The 15,175-nt window shown below is 59.8% G+C and carries 15 protein-coding genes; 11 read left to right on the top strand and 4 right to left on the bottom strand.

All coding sequences use genetic code 11. From position 1 onward, the window contains the following. The first annotated feature begins 14 nt into the window (after positions 1-14). The 7 genes from HUU46_14260 (at position 15) to HUU46_14230 (ending at position 5,980) form a co-directional block, all read left to right on the top strand. The gene (locus tag HUU46_14260) at positions 15-1,097 is read left to right on the top strand and encodes an aminopeptidase P family protein (protein NUM54805.1); all 1,083 of its coding nucleotides are present in this window, start codon (positions 15-17) and stop codon (positions 1,095-1,097) included. After that, positions 1,094-1,651, top strand: a complete 558-nt coding sequence (gene efp, locus HUU46_14255; protein ID NUM54804.1) for an elongation factor P — start codon at positions 1,094-1,096, stop codon at positions 1,649-1,651. The genes HUU46_14260 and efp overlap by 4 nt, the downstream gene beginning before the upstream one ends. Before the next feature lie 31 nt (positions 1,652-1,682). Next, positions 1,683-2,174: an acetyl-CoA carboxylase biotin carboxyl carrier protein gene (gene accB / locus HUU46_14250; protein NUM54803.1), complete on the top strand. Its 492-nt coding sequence runs from the start codon at positions 1,683-1,685 to the stop codon at positions 2,172-2,174. 115 nt (positions 2,175-2,289) lie between these two features. Then, positions 2,290-2,727 carry a four helix bundle protein gene (locus HUU46_14245; protein NUM54802.1) on the top strand — a complete coding sequence of 146 codons (438 nt, stop codon included), beginning with the start codon at positions 2,290-2,292 and terminating at the stop codon, positions 2,725-2,727. Between the two features lie 47 nt (positions 2,728-2,774). Further along, complete coding sequence (gene accC, locus HUU46_14240) at positions 2,775-4,118, top strand: acetyl-CoA carboxylase biotin carboxylase subunit (protein ID NUM54801.1); 1,344 nt, start codon at positions 2,775-2,777, stop codon at positions 4,116-4,118. A 30-nt stretch (positions 4,119-4,148) separates the two neighbouring features. Beyond that, positions 4,149-5,081 carry a hypothetical protein gene (locus HUU46_14235; GenBank protein ID NUM54800.1) on the top strand — a complete coding sequence of 311 codons (933 nt, stop codon included), beginning with the start codon at positions 4,149-4,151 and terminating at the stop codon, positions 5,079-5,081. A gap of 116 nt (positions 5,082-5,197) precedes the next feature. After that, the gene (locus tag HUU46_14230) at positions 5,198-5,980 is read left to right on the top strand and encodes a sugar phosphate isomerase/epimerase (protein NUM54799.1); all 783 of its coding nucleotides are present in this window, start codon (positions 5,198-5,200) and stop codon (positions 5,978-5,980) included. Positions 5,981-6,591: 611 nt separating this feature from the next. On the opposite strand, the gene HUU46_14225 is transcribed toward HUU46_14230, so the two are convergent. The 3 genes from HUU46_14225 to HUU46_14215 all read right to left on the bottom strand — a co-directional run bounded on the left by HUU46_14225 (position 6,592) and on the right by HUU46_14215 (position 8,615). Then, a complete protein-coding gene (locus HUU46_14225) occupies positions 6,592-6,999 on the bottom strand; it encodes an acyltransferase (protein NUM54798.1) in 408 nt (135 codons plus the stop codon). 245 nt (positions 7,000-7,244) lie between these two features. Next, positions 7,245-7,925, bottom strand: a complete 681-nt coding sequence (locus HUU46_14220; GenBank protein NUM54797.1) for a 6-carboxytetrahydropterin synthase — start codon at positions 7,923-7,925, stop codon at positions 7,245-7,247. After that, the gene (locus HUU46_14215) at positions 7,926-8,615 is read right to left on the bottom strand and encodes a radical SAM protein (GenBank protein NUM54796.1); all 690 of its coding nucleotides are present in this window, start codon (positions 8,613-8,615) and stop codon (positions 7,926-7,928) included. Between the two features lie 190 nt (positions 8,616-8,805). On the opposite strand from HUU46_14215, the gene HUU46_14210 reads away from it, so the two are divergent. Continuing rightward, on the top strand, positions 8,806-10,674 hold the full coding sequence (locus tag HUU46_14210) for a hypothetical protein (protein NUM54795.1): 1,869 nt from the start codon (positions 8,806-8,808) through the stop codon (positions 10,672-10,674). A 582-nt stretch (positions 10,675-11,256) separates the two neighbouring features. Here HUU46_14210 and HUU46_14205 read toward each other — a convergent pair. Continuing rightward, positions 11,257-11,958 (bottom strand): DUF1559 domain-containing protein, encoded by a 702-nt coding sequence (locus HUU46_14205; GenBank protein NUM54794.1) that lies wholly within the window; start codon positions 11,956-11,958, stop codon positions 11,257-11,259. Between the two features lie 468 nt (positions 11,959-12,426). Here HUU46_14205 and HUU46_14200 point away from each other — a divergent pair, with 468 nt between their 5' ends. The 3 genes from HUU46_14200 to tsf all read left to right on the top strand — a co-directional run bounded on the left by HUU46_14200 (position 12,427) and on the right by tsf (position 14,885). Continuing rightward, a complete protein-coding gene (locus HUU46_14200; GenBank protein NUM54793.1) occupies positions 12,427-12,765 on the top strand; it encodes a ferredoxin family protein in 339 nt (112 codons plus the stop codon). 662 nt (positions 12,766-13,427) lie between these two features. After that, on the top strand, positions 13,428-14,279 hold the full coding sequence (gene rpsB, locus HUU46_14195; GenBank protein NUM54792.1) for a 30S ribosomal protein S2: 852 nt from the start codon (positions 13,428-13,430) through the stop codon (positions 14,277-14,279). 3 nt (positions 14,280-14,282) lie between these two features. Beyond that, entirely contained in the window at positions 14,283-14,885 is a 603-nt protein-coding gene (gene tsf / locus HUU46_14190) for a translation elongation factor Ts (protein NUM54791.1), read from the top strand. The last annotated feature ends 290 nt before the right edge of the window (positions 14,886-15,175 follow it).

Raw genomic sequence — 15,175 nt, 5'->3', positions numbered from 1 at the left:
CTATCGGAGATTTCGTGGTGCACAGTCCATTACCTTTAGCTTCCGTTCGTACCCGCCTTGCCGATTCCGGGTGCGATGCGTTTCTCAGTTTTGCGCCGGCGACGAACCAGTGGTTGTCGGGGTTTCGGGGGTCTACGTCGGCGATCATTGTGACGCAGTCCGACGCGATCTTTCTGAACGACTTTCGCTACACGGAGCAGGCGGCGACCCAGGTGACGGGGTTCACGCTGCAGGAAGTTCCCGGCAACATCCAGGTGCGGGCGGGGGAGAAGCTGGCGGCGCTTGGCGCCGAGAGCGCCGCGTTCGAGCCGGGGTATATGACGGTGGCTGAACTGGACTATGTGAAGTCGGCGTATTCCGGCCAGCTCCGGGCTGTCCCGGACATCATCGGTCCGCTGCGTATGGTGAAGTCGAAGGAGGAGATTGACACGATTCGGGCGGCGGGACAGTTGGCGGAAGGTGTCCTGGCGGACATGATTGAGGACTTGAAGCCGGGAATTACCGAGCGCGAGCTGGCCGCGGAGTTCGAGTACGAGTTCAAGGCGCGGGGGGCGTCCGGGGCGTCGTTCGACACGATTGCCGCGTTCGGGCCGAAGAGTTCGTTGCCGCACGCCCAGCCGGGGGATAAACCCTTGGAACGGGGCGACATCGTGCTGCTTGACTTCGGGTGCAAGTTCGACGGGTACTGTTCTGATTTGACTCGTACTTTTGCCTTCGGTACGATCCCCGGCGCTTGGTTTGAGGAGATTTACCAGCTCACGCTGACCGCGCAACGCCGCGCGCTCGAGGCCGTCGGGCCCGGGAAACCCTGCCGTGAAGTCGACGCCGTCGCGCGCGACATCATCGCGCAAGGGGGCCATGGCAAACACTTTGGCCATGGTTTGGGTCACGGTGTCGGGATTGAAATCCACGAGTCCCCGCGCCTTAACCCTGAGTCGACGGCTGTGCTTGCGCCAGGCATGGTGGTGACGGTCGAGCCGGGCATCTACATTCCCGGGCAGGGGGGAGTGCGCATCGAGGACCTCGTGGTGGTGACCGAGGACGGGTGCGAAAACCTGAGCAGGGCGCCAAAGGAACTGAGGATTCTGGGAACATGATTTCGACCGCGGACTTTCGCAACGGTCTGGTCGTCAACCTTGATGGCCAGTTGATGGAAATTGTCGAGTTTCAGCACGTCAAACCGGGCAAGGGCGGCGCGTTCGTGCGCACCCGGTTTAAGAATGTCTTGACCGGCCGCATTATCGAAAAGACGTTCCGGTCCGGGGAAAAGATGGAAGATGTGCGGCTCGAGGAATCCGGGTGGCAGTACCTCTACCACGACGGCGACCTTTATCACTTCATGGATCCCGAGTCGTACGAACAGATTCCCGTCGGCGAGGCCACGGTCGGCGACAACGCGAAATGGTTCAAGGAAAACATGATGATCAACCTCGTGTTTCACGACGGGAAGGTCATCATGGTCAAGGTGCCGATCGCGGTCACGCTGAAGATCACGAAGTGCGACCCCGGCATCCAGGGCGACCGTGCGACCGGCGGGACCAAGCCGGCCACGCTTGAAACGGGCGCAGTCGTTCAAGTACCCCTATTCATCGGCGAAGGCGAGGTCATCAAAGTGGATACCCGCACCGCCCAATACATCGAACGCGCCTAGCCGCGCAGTAGTCCCTCGGGAGGGCTGCGAGTTGGAACTCGATAAACTCCGCGAGCTGATCGGAATTTTTGAATCGTCCGGTCTCTCCGAAATAGAAATTGAAGAAGAGGGCCGTCGGATTCGCCTCACCAAGGCGGCCCCGCACGTCGTCGCCCCACCGCAACTTATCGCGCACATGCCGTCTGCGGCGCCCATCGCGGTGTCCGCGCCAGTCGCGCAGGCGCCTTCCGGCCCTGCCGCGCCGCCGGTCCAGGACGCCGAACCCGAGCAGGACGAAGGGATCGTCATCATCGAATCGCCCATGGTCGGCGTGTTTTACGCCTCGCCCAGCCCCGGCGATCCGCCTTTTGTAAAGCCCGGCGACACCGTCGAGGAAAATCAGACGGTGTGCATCGTCGAGGCGATGAAGCTGATGAACGAGGTCGCGGCGAAGTTTAAGTGCACGATTGTGAATGTGCTGGTCGAGAACGGGGAACCGGTGGAGTACAACCAGCCGTTGTTTGCGGTGAAGCCGGTGGAATGATGCGAATGATGAAACTACTCACGTCCAACTTTCAGACGCCAAACGAGATTTCGTGCTCGTGCTCCTGCTCGTCCCTCGTAATCGAACTCGATACTCGAATTTGCGCGCGCGACCAGTGACTCCCCAATTTGATCACGAGAAGCTCGATGTCTACAAGGCAAGCTTAGAGTTCGTCCGCTTTGTCAACGAGCTTGAGAAGTCGATACCTCCGGCCCATCGAAATGCTCGCGACCAGTTGATTCGCGCGAGTCAATCGATCCCGCTGAACATTGCTGAGGGCAACGGCAAACGGTTTGCCGCGGAGCGCCGCCGGTTCCTCGAAATAGCACGCGGCTCCGCAATGGAGTGCGCGGCCATTTTGGATGTGCTCGTCACAGTAAGTGCATGCGACAGAAGTCAGATTGCGCCGGGAAAAGACTTTTTGCTGCGAATAGTCGCGATGCTTTCTAAAATGACTGAACCTCGCGAATCGGTCGCACGCGAAGATGGCGAATCGTACGGCGAGGATTCGAGTATCGAGTACGATGACGAGCAGGAGCACGAGCACGTCTAGGCAAGTTGCAGCGAATTGGTGCGTATGACGTCTAATTGCGAGAAGAAATGTTCCGCCGAATACTCATAGCCAACCGCGGCGAAATCGCCGTTCGGGTGATTCGCGCGTGCCGCGAGATGGGAATTTCGTCCATTGCCGTCTACTCGCAGGCGGACGCGGAATGCCTTCACGCGTCTCTCGCCGACGAGAGCATTTGCATCGGGCCGCCAAGCGCGGCGGAAAGTTATCTTCTCATTCCCGCGATCATCACCGCCGCCGAAATCTGCGACGCGCACGCGATTCATCCCGGCTACGGGTTTCTCTCGGAGAACCCGAAGTTCGCCGCGATGTGCCGGGAATGCAACATTGGATTTATCGGCCCGAGTCCGGAGGCCATCTCGCTCAGCGGCGATAAAGCCGCGTGCCGCTCGAAGGTGAAGGCGGCGGGCGTTCCGGTGGTCCCCGGCAGCGAAGGCATCATCAAGAACGCGGGCGAAGCCATGACGATCGCGAAGCAGATCGGCTTTCCCGTGCTGGTGAAGGCCGCGTCCGGCGGCGGCGGCAAAGGGATGCGCATCGCGCACAACGATGTCGCCCTGCAAAAGGCGGTGTCGATGGCGGCCGTCGAAGCACAGGCCGCGTTCGGCGATGACGGCGTATACATCGAAAAGTTCTTGGAGAACGCGCGCCACGTCGAAATACAGGTCCTTGCCGACGAGCATGGCCGAATCGTTACGCTTGGCGAGCGCGAGTGCACTATCCAGCGCAGGCACCAAAAGCTGATCGAAGAGACGCCGTCACCGCGCCTGACGAACTCGATGCGCGCGAAAATGTCGAAGGCCGCGTACCGCGCCGCGAAGTCGATGGGTTACTCGAATGCGGGAACCGCCGAATTCCTCGTCTCGCAGGACGGCTCCTTTTACTTCATCGAATTCAACGCGCGCATCCAGGTCGAACATCCCGTAACGGAAGAAGTCACGGGCATCGATCTCGTGAAGGAACAGATTCACATTGCCGCGGGCGAGCCCCTGCGCGTCACGTCTCCGCGCTTCCAGGGCCACGCCATCGAGGCGCGCGTGTATGCCGAAGACCCGGACGCCAACTTCGCGCCCAGTCCCGGCACGATCGCGAAATGCCACATCCCCGGCGGGCCTGGAATCCGCGTGGACAGCCACATCTTTCCCGGGTACACGGTTCCGCGCTATTATGATTCGCTTTTGGCGAAGGTGATCGCGCACGGGAACGATCGCGAGGAGGCCATCCACCGGCTCGCGGGAGCGCTGCAGGAGTTTACGGTGGTTGGCGTCAAAACGACGGCGCAACTCTGCGCGAAGATCCTGTTGAGCGACCGGTTCCGCCGCGGCGATTTGTCGCCGGAATTGATCGACCAGTTCGTTACGAAACCGAAGTAACCGCGGCGCGCGCCGCGAAGGGCTGCAATCATGCGCATCGTACAACGTGTGTTTTTGTATCTGATCTCAATCGCTATGATTGCGGCAGGCGCGGCGGTCGCGGCGTTGCCGTTTAACCAGCAGATGGGCGAGTACGCCGCAACGCTTCCCGAAAGGTGGATGGCCTGTCTCTTGATTGGGTGCACGGCCGCCGCGCTCGGAATCGTTACGCTGCTTCCGTTCGATCTGTTTCGCCGCAAGGGCCGCGGCATATCGTTCGCGGGTCCGACGGGCACGGTATCGATCCAAATCGATCCGTTCGAAGTCTCGCTCCGCAAAACGATCGCGAAGTTGCCGATGGTCAAGCGGGTATCCGTCGAGGTCACGCCGAAGGACAACAACCGCAAGGTGGGCATCGTGGCCGCCGTCTCGCTCAAGAAACCGGCGGACAGCAGCACGCGTGAGACCGCCGAGCGCCTGCGCGAGTTCATTGAAAAGGTGTCCCGGCAGATTCTGGGCGCCGACGAGGTCATGACCGTCGACGTAAGCATCCAGGATGTACTCATCGATCCGACGCAGACCGCGGAATCGTTGAACGGCATATTCGCCGCCGCGGAAAAGACCGTCGCCCCGGTCGAGCGTACGGTTACACCGGCCGCCGCGGCGGTCCCGGTCGCCGCGGGCACACTCGCTGCGGCTTCGACTGCCTACGAAGGGGAAGACGCGGAAGCAGACGAAGACGAATATGCCGCCGCGCCGGCCCAGCCCGATCCGGAGGCGGGCGTGACTCATTCGTCCGATTTGCTCACCTACGAAGAAGCGCAGGAACTCGAACACGCGCGGGCATCGAGTGTGGACACCGCGCACGACGTTGCACCAGTCGGAGATGACACGCCGGGCGAAACGTCGTTCCAGTCACTCGCCGTAGAAACCGGTGAAACCCAAGACGACGAGCCGAAGCCAAACACCATCGCATCGCCATAACGATACGATCGCAATGGGTGGCGCGAGGATCCGTCCGAGCCGCGTATTTGGAGAACCGCCCCGCGTTCGCCACCCTGACATAGCTGTACGCGCGCTATACCGAGGAAGGAGACGTCATGCGCCTGGGAACGGTCACCTACAACATGGGCAAGGACATGGACCTGCCCACGCTTATCGACTTTTGCCAGAAGACGGGGCTTGAGGGCGTCGAACTCCGTACCACGCACAAGCACGGCGTTGAACTCGAACTCACGCCGCAACAGCGCGCCGAGGTGCGCAAGCGATTCGAGGATTCCCCGGTCACGATCGCCGGCCTCGGATCGACGTACGAGTTTCACAGCGCCGATCCCGCGGTTGTGAAGCAAAATATCGAGGGCGCGATCCAATACGCCCAGTTGGCCGCGGACCTCGGCACGAATGGAATCAAGGTCCGTCCGAACGGCCTGCCCGAGGGCGTGCCCGTCGAGAAGACGCTTGAACAGATCGGTAAGGCGGCGCGCCAGGTTGCCGTATTCTCGGAGGGGATCGGCGTCAAGGTCCGGATCGAGGTCCACGGCAAAGGCACCAGCGATCCCAGGAACATGCGGGCGATCCTCGATCACGCCGACCATCCATACGTGGTCGCGTGCTGGAACTCGAACGGCACGGATATGGACGAGAACAAGTCGATCGCCGCCAACTTCGATTTGTTGAAAGACGCGATTGAGCACGTCCATATCAACGAAATCGGCGTGTATCAGTATCCGTGGCAGGACCTTTTCAATCGCCTCAAGGCGATGGACTACAGGGGCTGGTGCCTGGCGGAGATAGCGTACAATTCGGAACCTGAACGGTTCATGAAGTTCTACCGCACGTTATTCGATCTTTACACCGGAAACTACGCGTACCCGCGGCCATAGGATCGGTTTCCGCCGGCGTGCTTCTGGGCGGAATTCGCGCTCGTTCTTGTCCTCGTTGATCGAGTATTGACTTCCGATTACGACTGCCGAGCACGAGCACGAATGGCCACATTGGAATTGATATTGCGTTGAACCCACTCCGGAAACCCGATACCCAAAATGGAAAAGGGGCCGCGTCTCACGACGCAGCCCCTCGTAAAACAGTCCTGTGTACGTTCCTAACGCCACGGGCCTGAACGGTTCTCCTCGTTGAGATTCCCCAGATCGCAGACATGCAGGGCATGTCCAACCATGGCGTAGGAACCCGTACTCGGACTACACATAAGCTGGACCACCTCCTTCCCGGCGCCGCCGCGCATCCCGGCCGTCCACCACCGAACGCCTTCGTCGCCACGAGCCTTAAGCACATTCCGATTTTAACACATCGTCATGCGCATTCAAGGAAACATTTGATGGAACTGGTTTCTTCCAGGCAAGTATCCCTCGCGACCGCGCCAATTTGCATCCCGTCGTTCCGGTCCCTTTGGTTTTTTGGCATCGGGTCCGGCGATTGCGGGCGCGCACCGATTACTGGCGCGCACCGATCGCGGGCAGAGCGGCCAACGGTCCGGCTACATTTCTTCCATTCGCCGGTCTTTGCGAATCCCTTCGCGCGCGAGCAACTCCTGCGCCTCGGCGAGCTTCGCGGGCGGCACGTCGTCCGTCCGGTGCGCGACATACTTTGCCGGCGTACCGGCCCACACCTCGTACGGCCCGACGTCTTTTGTCACGATGCTGCCCACGCCGATCACGGCGCCTTCGCCAATCGTCACGCCGTAATTGATGTACGCCCGGCTGCCGATCCAGCAGTTCGGCCCGATGATGGTCGGCTTGATGATGAACGGCGTGAACCGCCAATGCTCTTTCGTACCGTAGATGAGGTGCGTGCCGTCGCGAATGATGACGCCCTCGGCCAGTCCGGTGTTTTCGCCGATCTCGACGTACTGCCCGCACTCGATAATCACGTTCCAGCTCACCATCGCGCGGTCCTTGAACACGATGCGTCCCTCGCCGCGCGTGCGGAACACGCAGTGGTCGCGAATGTGCACGTAGTCGCCGAGCTCGACGTTGCCGTCTACTTCGATGTCGCCGCCGTACAGGCGGACTTTCTTCCCTACCTTCGAAAACTTCCGCCGATTGATGAAGGTGTAGTACTTCCGCATCAGCTTGTTCATCAGGACCGATCTCCTCCGTCCGCCGTTAGTGTAGGTCCCTCACGTCCTTTTCATTCCCCGCGGTACACACACCGCGCCGTGCACGTCTCCGCCACGGTCACCGATCCCAATTCGCACGAGCGCGGCGCGAGACAATTCCATATCCACCGCGCCACTTGTTCCGACGTGGCGTTCTCCAACCCAGCAATCTCGTTCAGACACCGCCGATCGAGCGCATCATAGACCGCGCGCAGGTGTGGCTCCAACTCGTTCAATCGATTTGCCGCAACTTCCACCCGAAAGCTGTGCCCGTGCATGCGCCGGCACTTGTGTTCGAGCGGCACGTTCGGAAGGAAGTGCGCGGACTCGAACCCGAAACGGATGCGCGCCGGTTCGCCGAACGCATCGGCAGTTTCAATGCGCATCGGTGTGAACACGCAATCGCCTGCGATGCGCACGCGCACCGAATCGAAAAACGGTATAAGGCCTGTTAGGCGCGCGGTCAACCACCGTTCGACGCCGGCAAGCGACGATTCCGTCAGCCCGTCCACATCCTCGAGGCGCCGATGGTCCAGCGCGCGGTAGATGGGATCGAACGCGTCCGTAATTTCGCCGTAATCCACGAGCCAACCGAGTTGATCGTCGCAGTCGCCCGCGCACTTGATATCGACAACGTAGCTATGCCCGTGCAATTTTCCGCCACGCGCATGCGCCGCCTCGAACTGGAAGGTTTTGATCAATTCGACGCGCATCTAGACGCCCTTTTGGTCCGGCGGCCAGACGAATTTGTGCAACTGCAACTGGAACCGCACGGGCAGCTTGTCCGCAAGAATCCATTCCACCAGCGCCTTGGCCTCGACCGAGCCAAATACGGGCGAGAACAACACCTGATGGCACTTGTGCGCCAGGTCGTACCGCCGCACGACGTCCCGGCCCCACTCGTAATCCGCGCGGTCGGCAATGACAAATTTCACTTCGTCCCGTGCGGACAACCGGTCGATGTTCGACCAGTCGTTCTTATCCGCCTCGCCGCTGCCGGGGCACTTCAAGTCCATGATCTTGACGACATCCCCCGGCAACCGGTCGATTGGGAGCGCCCCGCTCGTCTCGCACAGGACGGTAAAACCGCGGTCCAGCAGCGCCTTCGCCAGCGTCCCGCAATGTTTCTGCAGGAGCGGTTCACCGCCGGTAATCTCGACCAGCGAACAGTCGAGCGCGACACACTCCTCGAGAATCTCGTCGACTGTCTTTTTTGCGCCGCCGTAGAACGCGTACTCCGTGTCGCACCACACGCACCGCAAGTTACATCCCGTTAGCCGCACGAAGATGCAGGGCAACCCGACCCATGTCGATTCGCCCTGGACGGATTTGTATATCTCCGTTACGGTGAGCGCCGGGTCGGACGTGACTTGATTGCCTGATCGCTCTGCTGTGGTCTTCATATGCGCCGCGCCTTCAGAAGGACTAACCTAACCTTCAATGATATCACCGCGGTCCATCCGGAATCTTGTCTGCACCGGATTCGAATTGCGCTGATAGACATTTCCACTTGCACCGGTTTCGGCTATAAACTTGCGGGAGCGCAAACAGGCGCCGCGCTTTGGGGAAACCTCGGATGGAGACTCACTGACCATGAATTACATTTGGCGTTTTGCCGCGCTCTTCGTGCTTGTCCACCAGTCCAACGCAGCGACTATCTACGTCTCGAAACTGGGTGACAACTCCGACGGCGCATCGTGGGCCGGAGCATTCACGTCGGTACAGCGCGCGTTGGACGCGGTACCCGACGACACAGGCGGTCATCGCATCGTGATTCGTCCGGACACGTACCTCGAGGCCAACCTCTATCCCGCTTACAGAGGCGCGAAGGACAACTACAACATTATCGAGTCCGACTACGACGGCAGTCTCGGCTCGGGCGCGACCGGCTACGCCGTGATCGATTCGAGCGATCCCAAGAGAGGGCTTCAGGCCGTTGACTGGTGGAGCCCCTTCAAAGCCAACCCGGAATACTCCGGCGTGGTGTGGGACCGCTGGATCGTGAAACGGCTTTACACCACGGGCGGCGACGCCGGTCTTTTCTGGGACCTGCCACCGAAGATCGAGCCATTCACGGTCGTTGTGGAAGACAGCGTGGGAATCGGCCGCGCGTTCGGCGGCGGCGCAGCACACTTCCTCGCGCGGCATGACGAACCCATCGTGTTCCGCCGGTGTCAGCTCTGGTGTCTTGATTGGTGGGGCGACGCCGCGGGCGCCTACGTGCGCGCGGAAAACGAGGCCAAGCCCGAACGTCCGGACATCTTCTTCGAGGACTGCACGCTCGTCGGCCCGGACAACGCCCTGCAATCCGGCAATCCCGGTTTCACGACTTATTCGCGCATCAAGCTGAAGAACTCGAGGCTTGTATCGCTGAATTTTTCGCAACCCCGCGGCACACCGAGCAGCGGCATTATCTACGCATCCATCGACGGCAAGCTGATGCACGTCGATCTCGAAGACTGCACGTTGATGGGGTACAAAGTGTTCGGCGCGAAGGAGGGCGAAGTTACGTACTCGATCGCGGGGTCCGTGCGCGCGTACGTGCAGTACGAGCAATCGGTCCCCGACGGCATAATCGCGCTCGGCGCGTGGCCGTTGGAGACTTTTCAGACCGTGCTTCCTCGTATCGCTCCGATCCCGTCGCGCGTTCTCACCAAGGAATCCATCGAAATCCCCAACATGGTCGAAGTGTCCCCGGAAGTCTGGAATGGCCGGCCCGTAATTCTCGAAGGCGTCCGGCCGGCCAGCGGCGGCGAATCTAAAGATCACTTCCTCGAAATCCGGGATACGGAATCCCGCGAAGTACTTGCGCGATTCGCAGAAGGCTACGGCCTGCCCTGCGCTTTGGTACACGATGACACGTTCTACGCGTTTGCGTCGCGGAACGAAAACAAGGATTGGAACGACGTGACCGTGTTCTGGTCGAAGGACTTGAAGGATTGGCAACAGCGTGTGGTGATCCAGCAGGAAGCGGAACACCTCTTTAATTCGAGTGTTTGCGCCGGGCCGGACGGATTTGTCATGGCTTACGAAACCAACGATTCGAAATACCCCGCGTTCACCGTGAAATTCGCGGCCTCGAAAGACTTGATGACGTGGACGAAGGTTCCTAACGCGATCTTCGGAACCGACCGTTACACTGCTTGCCCGTGCATCCGCTTCGCGGACGGCTTTTACTACATGATCTATCTCGAGCACCGCACTCCGCGGTGGTTCTTTGAATCGTTCATTGCGCGGTCGCGCGATCTCGTCACGTGGGAACTCGCCAAGTCGAATCCGGTGCTCACGCCCAATCTCGATGACGAAGGCGTCAACGCGTCCGACGTGGACATCCTGGAGTGGGGGGGAAAGACGTATCTTTATTATAACGTCGGTGATCAAATGACCTGGGGAAAGGTTAAGCGCGCGGTGTTCGACGGGCCGGCGGCGGCAATGTTTGCAGGCCACTTCGCGGACAAGTAGCCAGGAGGGACAGACACCGAGTTTCGCTTCGTCCTTCGCTAAAGCTACGGAGGACAAGCCGCGAAGCCTGCGCGAAAGTTGGTGTCAGTCCCGAATACCGCCCGGCACGGAGACCGGGCGCTACGATGACCCGCAAGATTGTATGAGCCAGGAGGGGCAGACACCGAGTTTCGCTTCCTCCTTCGCTAAAGCTGCGGAGGACAAGCCGCGAAGCCTGCGCGAAAGTTGGTGTCAGTCCCGAATACCGCCCGGCACGGAGACCGGGCGCTACGATGACCCGCGAGATTGTAGGGAATGGTCGACAGGTGTTATGAATCCTAAGTCTGATCGAGAAGTCGAGCGGCGATAGACGTTGTGCGGGAGTTCGAGTGCTCGATTACGAGTACGATTACGAGCACGAGCACGAGCACGAGCGGGAGCGCGAGCACGAGCACGAGCGGGAGCGCGATCCTCCTTCGCCTGATTGGCTTCGGAGGACAAGTCACGAGCACGATCCTCTTTCGCCCGATTGGCTTCGGAGGACAAGTCACTAGCAGAAGCAGGACAAACGGTGCGCATTTCAGACTTGCGACGCTGGAGACCCTAGATATCCGACCCGGCGATTCCGTCCTTCGTCAGGTTTGGGTTTCGCAGGCCGTCGTTTGACACTTTGATCTGGCTCGAGTCCAAGTACTCGACGTGTCCGTCCGCGAACAGATACAAGCGTTTGCCGCCCAGTCCAAACCAGCCCTGGTCATTCTCCCAGGCGGTGTGATTGGCGAACCATTCGCCAACCAAGACCTTCTTGGATGGATTTCGTACAGAGGCCATCGTTTGCGGTTTCGTTTTCACCGGATTCGAATAGTTGTCGGACACGCTATCCATTTCGTTGATTTGGTCCGGCGAGTGGTAGAACGCCATCGAGTACGCGTAGGACGTGCTCTCGTAGTCCGATTCCGCCGTCGGGTCCCTCGGGCACCAGAAGACGCCCGGGTTTTCCTTGTCGCCCGGGACATACTCCGCTATCTTAGTCCGCCACCCTCGGCCCATCCACAGCCAGTAAAACGGACTGGTGCTGACGGGGTCGGACGCGGCCGGATACCGTTCCCTGTTCTCCAAGGCATAGAGTTCGAACGCGATGCCAATCTGGCGCAGGTTGTTCGTGCAGTTTGCGCGCCATGCCGCCTCGCGCGCCCGCGACAGCGCCGGCAACAGGAGCGCGAAAAGGATGGATATGATCGCAATGGTCACGATCAACTCCAGCAGCGTAAAGCCGGAGATATGACGTCGGTCAGTGTTTACCATGAATACGTTGCACCGGGAAGAATGACAGAGAGAACTATTCTAACGGCGCCCGGCGTCCGGTGCAAACGCAACCGAGCGGCGCATTATTAGAGCAATTCACGTTTGAGCACACCGTCTGTTTGGCGCTTCTGCCGTGAGTCGTCACCTGTCCCAGGCAGGTCTGCTGCTTCGGAGGGCAAAGGAGGTTCGTACTCGCACTCGATACTCGAAAAGATCGAGTACGATAACGAGCAGGCGCACGAGCACGCGGTGCAGCCGGCCGTGGGACGCTCTATCAGCACGGAACATTCCGTTTTCGGAGCTACCAGGAATGAATGTCTGTGTCAGAGCGCCGCCTTGACACCCGCCCCCTCGGAATGCTACTTCTATCGCTTTCAGGGAGTTGGGCTTGGGTCGGATCGCACCGCGAAACTTGGGCGGCGCACCACCTTACTCCAGCGTTACGAGGCGTTTACAGGAGACAATTCCATGGCCCATATCGTCGCCGAACCATGCATCAAGTGTAAGTACACGGACTGCGTGGCGGTGTGCCCCGTTGACTGCTTTCACGAAGGCGCGAACATGCTCGTTATCGATCCCGACGAATGCATCGACTGCGGCGCATGCGTCGATGAGTGTCCGGTGCATGCGATCTATCCGGAGGAGGACTTGCCCGACAAGTGGTCGAACTGGGTCGAATTGAACAAAGAACTCGCGGCGGATTGGCCCGTCATTAACGAGACGGGCGAGGCCCTTCCCACCGCCGAAGAATACAAGGAAAAGGAAGGCAAGATCGGCGAGCTCGACCGCAGCCCGGCCAGCCGGTAGACACGGTCCATCTCATTTGTTCCTGATGGCGCTTCCAGTGCCGCCTTCGGAAGAGGAATCTCAGATTTCAGATTTGAAATCTCAAATGAAAGGAAGAGGGCATCGGGAGTCAGGAGTCAGGGCTTCAATCGATTGCGATTCGCCGAGCCGCACGATTACGAGTCGTCATGAACAGAGTTCTCCCTGAGATTATAAAGACTTGAGCGGTGCGCTTTCAGCGCGCCGTGACAGGGGCATGGACATTTTCCAGGGGCGATGCCCCTGGCTAGGGTTGCGTTGCGCCTTAGGCGCGCGGGACGAATCGTTCATTTTCTGAGCGGCACGAGCACGAGACGAGAGCAGCACGTCTCTTACTTGTAGATTAGTTCGATTCTGGTGGCCGCATAACTGGTGTGATTGCCGCGAATCGTGCGCCCCCCCTTGCGGAGTAGCCCCACGACTGGGTTCTGCCCCACCGCATTTGGCTGCGGCGTCTTGCCGGTGCGCCGATGTCGCGTCGCGGAATCGCTTATTTGCCTCCGCACAAGGCGTTATGCTAACCTTGATTGTTTCCAAATTCACAGGGGCCCGCCCTCATAACACGGACAGGGTGCCCTCCTACGCCGAGGCTACGGAGGGTGTTGCCGTGGGGCCCCGAGGCGTAACCCGAAGGGAGAAGAACCATGCCTGTCGTCACCATGAGGCAACTGCTGGAAGCCGGAATCCATTTCGGCCACCAGACCCGCCGCTGGAACCCGAAGATGGCGCGTTACATCTTTGGCCAGCGCAATGGAATCTACATCATCGACCTGCAGAAAACGCTGAAGCAGGTCAACAAGGCGTACCAGTTTGTGCGTGACAGCGTGGCCCAGGGCGGGTCGGTGCTGTTCGTCGGCACGAAGAAGCAGGCGCAGGAACCCATTCAGCAGCACGCGACGCGGTGCGGCATGTATTACATGACGAACCGCTGGCTGGGCGGGACGCTGACCAACTTCGAGACGATCCGCACGAGTATCAAGAACCTTATTCGCCTCGAAGAACTGGAATCGACCGGACAACTCGACAAGTATTCGAAGAAGGAAGCCGCGCGGTTGCGCCGCGAGATGACCAAGCTGCGCAAGAACCTGAGCGGCATCAAGAACATGGACAGCCTTCCGACGGTGATGTTTGTCATCGACGCGAAGAAGGAGGCGATCGCCGTGCGCGAGGCGGAGCGTCTGGGCATCACGTGCATCGGCGTGGTGGACACGAACGCCGATCCGGATGCCGTACCGATCCCGATTCCCGGCAACGACGACGCGATTCGCGCGGTCGGATTGTTTTGCTCCGTAATCGCGGACGCGGCGATCGAGGGCCGCACGCAGTTTGAAAAGGTCCGATCGGAACAGGCGCCGAAGGGTCCGCGCGTGCGCCGGATTCCCGCGGGCAGCAGTGCGGCCGCGTCGGAAGCGGTGGAAGCGGCGGAAGAGCAACCCGAGGCCGGTGAGACGGTTGAAGTGGGCGCGGGCGACGAAGCGTCTGAAGGAGAGATGTAATTCATGGCGGAGATTTCGGCAAAATTGGTGAAGGACCTGCGCGAAGCGACCGGCGCGGGAATGATGGATTGCAAGCAGGCCTTGACGGAAACGAGCGGAGAGTTCGATAAGGCCGTTACGTGGCTTCGCGAGAAGGGCATGGCGTCGGCTGCGAAGCGCGCGGACCGCGAGGCCAGCGAAGGCGCGGTTTCCTCGTACATCCACCTGGGCGGCAAGATTGGCGTGATGGCGGAAATCAATTGCGAGACGGATTTCGTCGCGCGCGGCGAGAAGTTTCAGCAGTTCTGCAAGGACATGTGCCTGCATATCTGCTCGGCGAACCCGAAGTACTTGCGCAGGGAAGACGTTCCGGCGGAAGTTGTTGCCGCGGAGAAGGACATCTACGTCAAGCAAGCGGCGGAGACGGGAAAGCCGGCGAACGTGTGCGAGAAGATCGCGGACGGCATGCTGGCGAAGTGGTATAAGACATCGTGCCTGATGGAGCAGGGGTTCGTGAAGGACCCGGATCGTACGATTGAGGAAATCGCGAAGGAGTTGAGCGGACTCATCGGCGAGAAAATCCAGATTCGCCGGTTTGCGCGGTTCCAGTTGGGCGAGGCGCTGTAAGAACGGCCAAATCCGTTTTAGAGCGTTTCGAGGCCGGCTGCACCGCGTGATCGTGCACCTGCTCGTTATCGTACTCGATCTTATCGAGGATCGAGTGCGAGTACGATGACGACTCACGGGCAGGAGCACGAAACAGACGGTGTGCTCAAACTTGAATTGCTCTAAACTAGATCGATTTGGGATCGAATTCCCGATTACGATTACGATTACGATTACGAGATAGTATGAGAAGGCCGATCTCCTTTGCGGGATGCTATAGAGTAGCTCCCAAATTTTAACGAGCTCGAGGC

Source organism: Candidatus Hydrogenedentota bacterium (genome assembly GCA_013359265.1).
Classification (GTDB): Bacteria; Hydrogenedentota; Hydrogenedentia; order Hydrogenedentales; family SLHB01; genus JABWCD01.
The sequence above is the reverse complement of the archived record's forward strand: the minus strand, read 5'-3'. Positions and strand labels throughout refer to the sequence as shown.

Coding starts and splice junctions, on each gene's coding strand:
- accC (NUM54801.1), top strand. CDS start 2,775: ATGTTCCGCCGAATACTCATAGCCAACCGCGGCGAAATCGCCGTTCGG.
- HUU46_14235 (NUM54800.1), top strand. CDS start 4,149: ATGCGCATCGTACAACGTGTGTTTTTGTATCTGATCTCAATCGCTATG.
- efp (NUM54804.1), top strand. CDS start 1,094: ATGATTTCGACCGCGGACTTTCGCAACGGTCTGGTCGTCAACCTTGAT.
- rpsB (NUM54792.1), top strand. CDS start 13,428: ATGCCTGTCGTCACCATGAGGCAACTGCTGGAAGCCGGAATCCATTTC.
- HUU46_14230 (NUM54799.1), top strand. CDS start 5,198: ATGCGCCTGGGAACGGTCACCTACAACATGGGCAAGGACATGGACCTG.
- HUU46_14225 (NUM54798.1), bottom strand. CDS start 6,999: ATGGTGAGCTGGAACGTGATTATCGAGTGCGGGCAGTACGTCGAGATC.
- HUU46_14215 (NUM54796.1), bottom strand. CDS start 8,615: ATGAAGACCACAGCAGAGCGATCAGGCAATCAAGTCACGTCCGACCCG.
- HUU46_14210 (NUM54795.1), top strand. CDS start 8,806: ATGAATTACATTTGGCGTTTTGCCGCGCTCTTCGTGCTTGTCCACCAG.
- tsf (NUM54791.1), top strand. CDS start 14,283: ATGGCGGAGATTTCGGCAAAATTGGTGAAGGACCTGCGCGAAGCGACC.
- HUU46_14205 (NUM54794.1), bottom strand. CDS start 11,958: ATGGTAAACACTGACCGACGTCATATCTCCGGCTTTACGCTGCTGGAG.
- HUU46_14200 (NUM54793.1), top strand. CDS start 12,427: ATGGCCCATATCGTCGCCGAACCATGCATCAAGTGTAAGTACACGGAC.
- HUU46_14220 (NUM54797.1), bottom strand. CDS start 7,925: ATGCGCGTCGAATTGATCAAAACCTTCCAGTTCGAGGCGGCGCATGCG.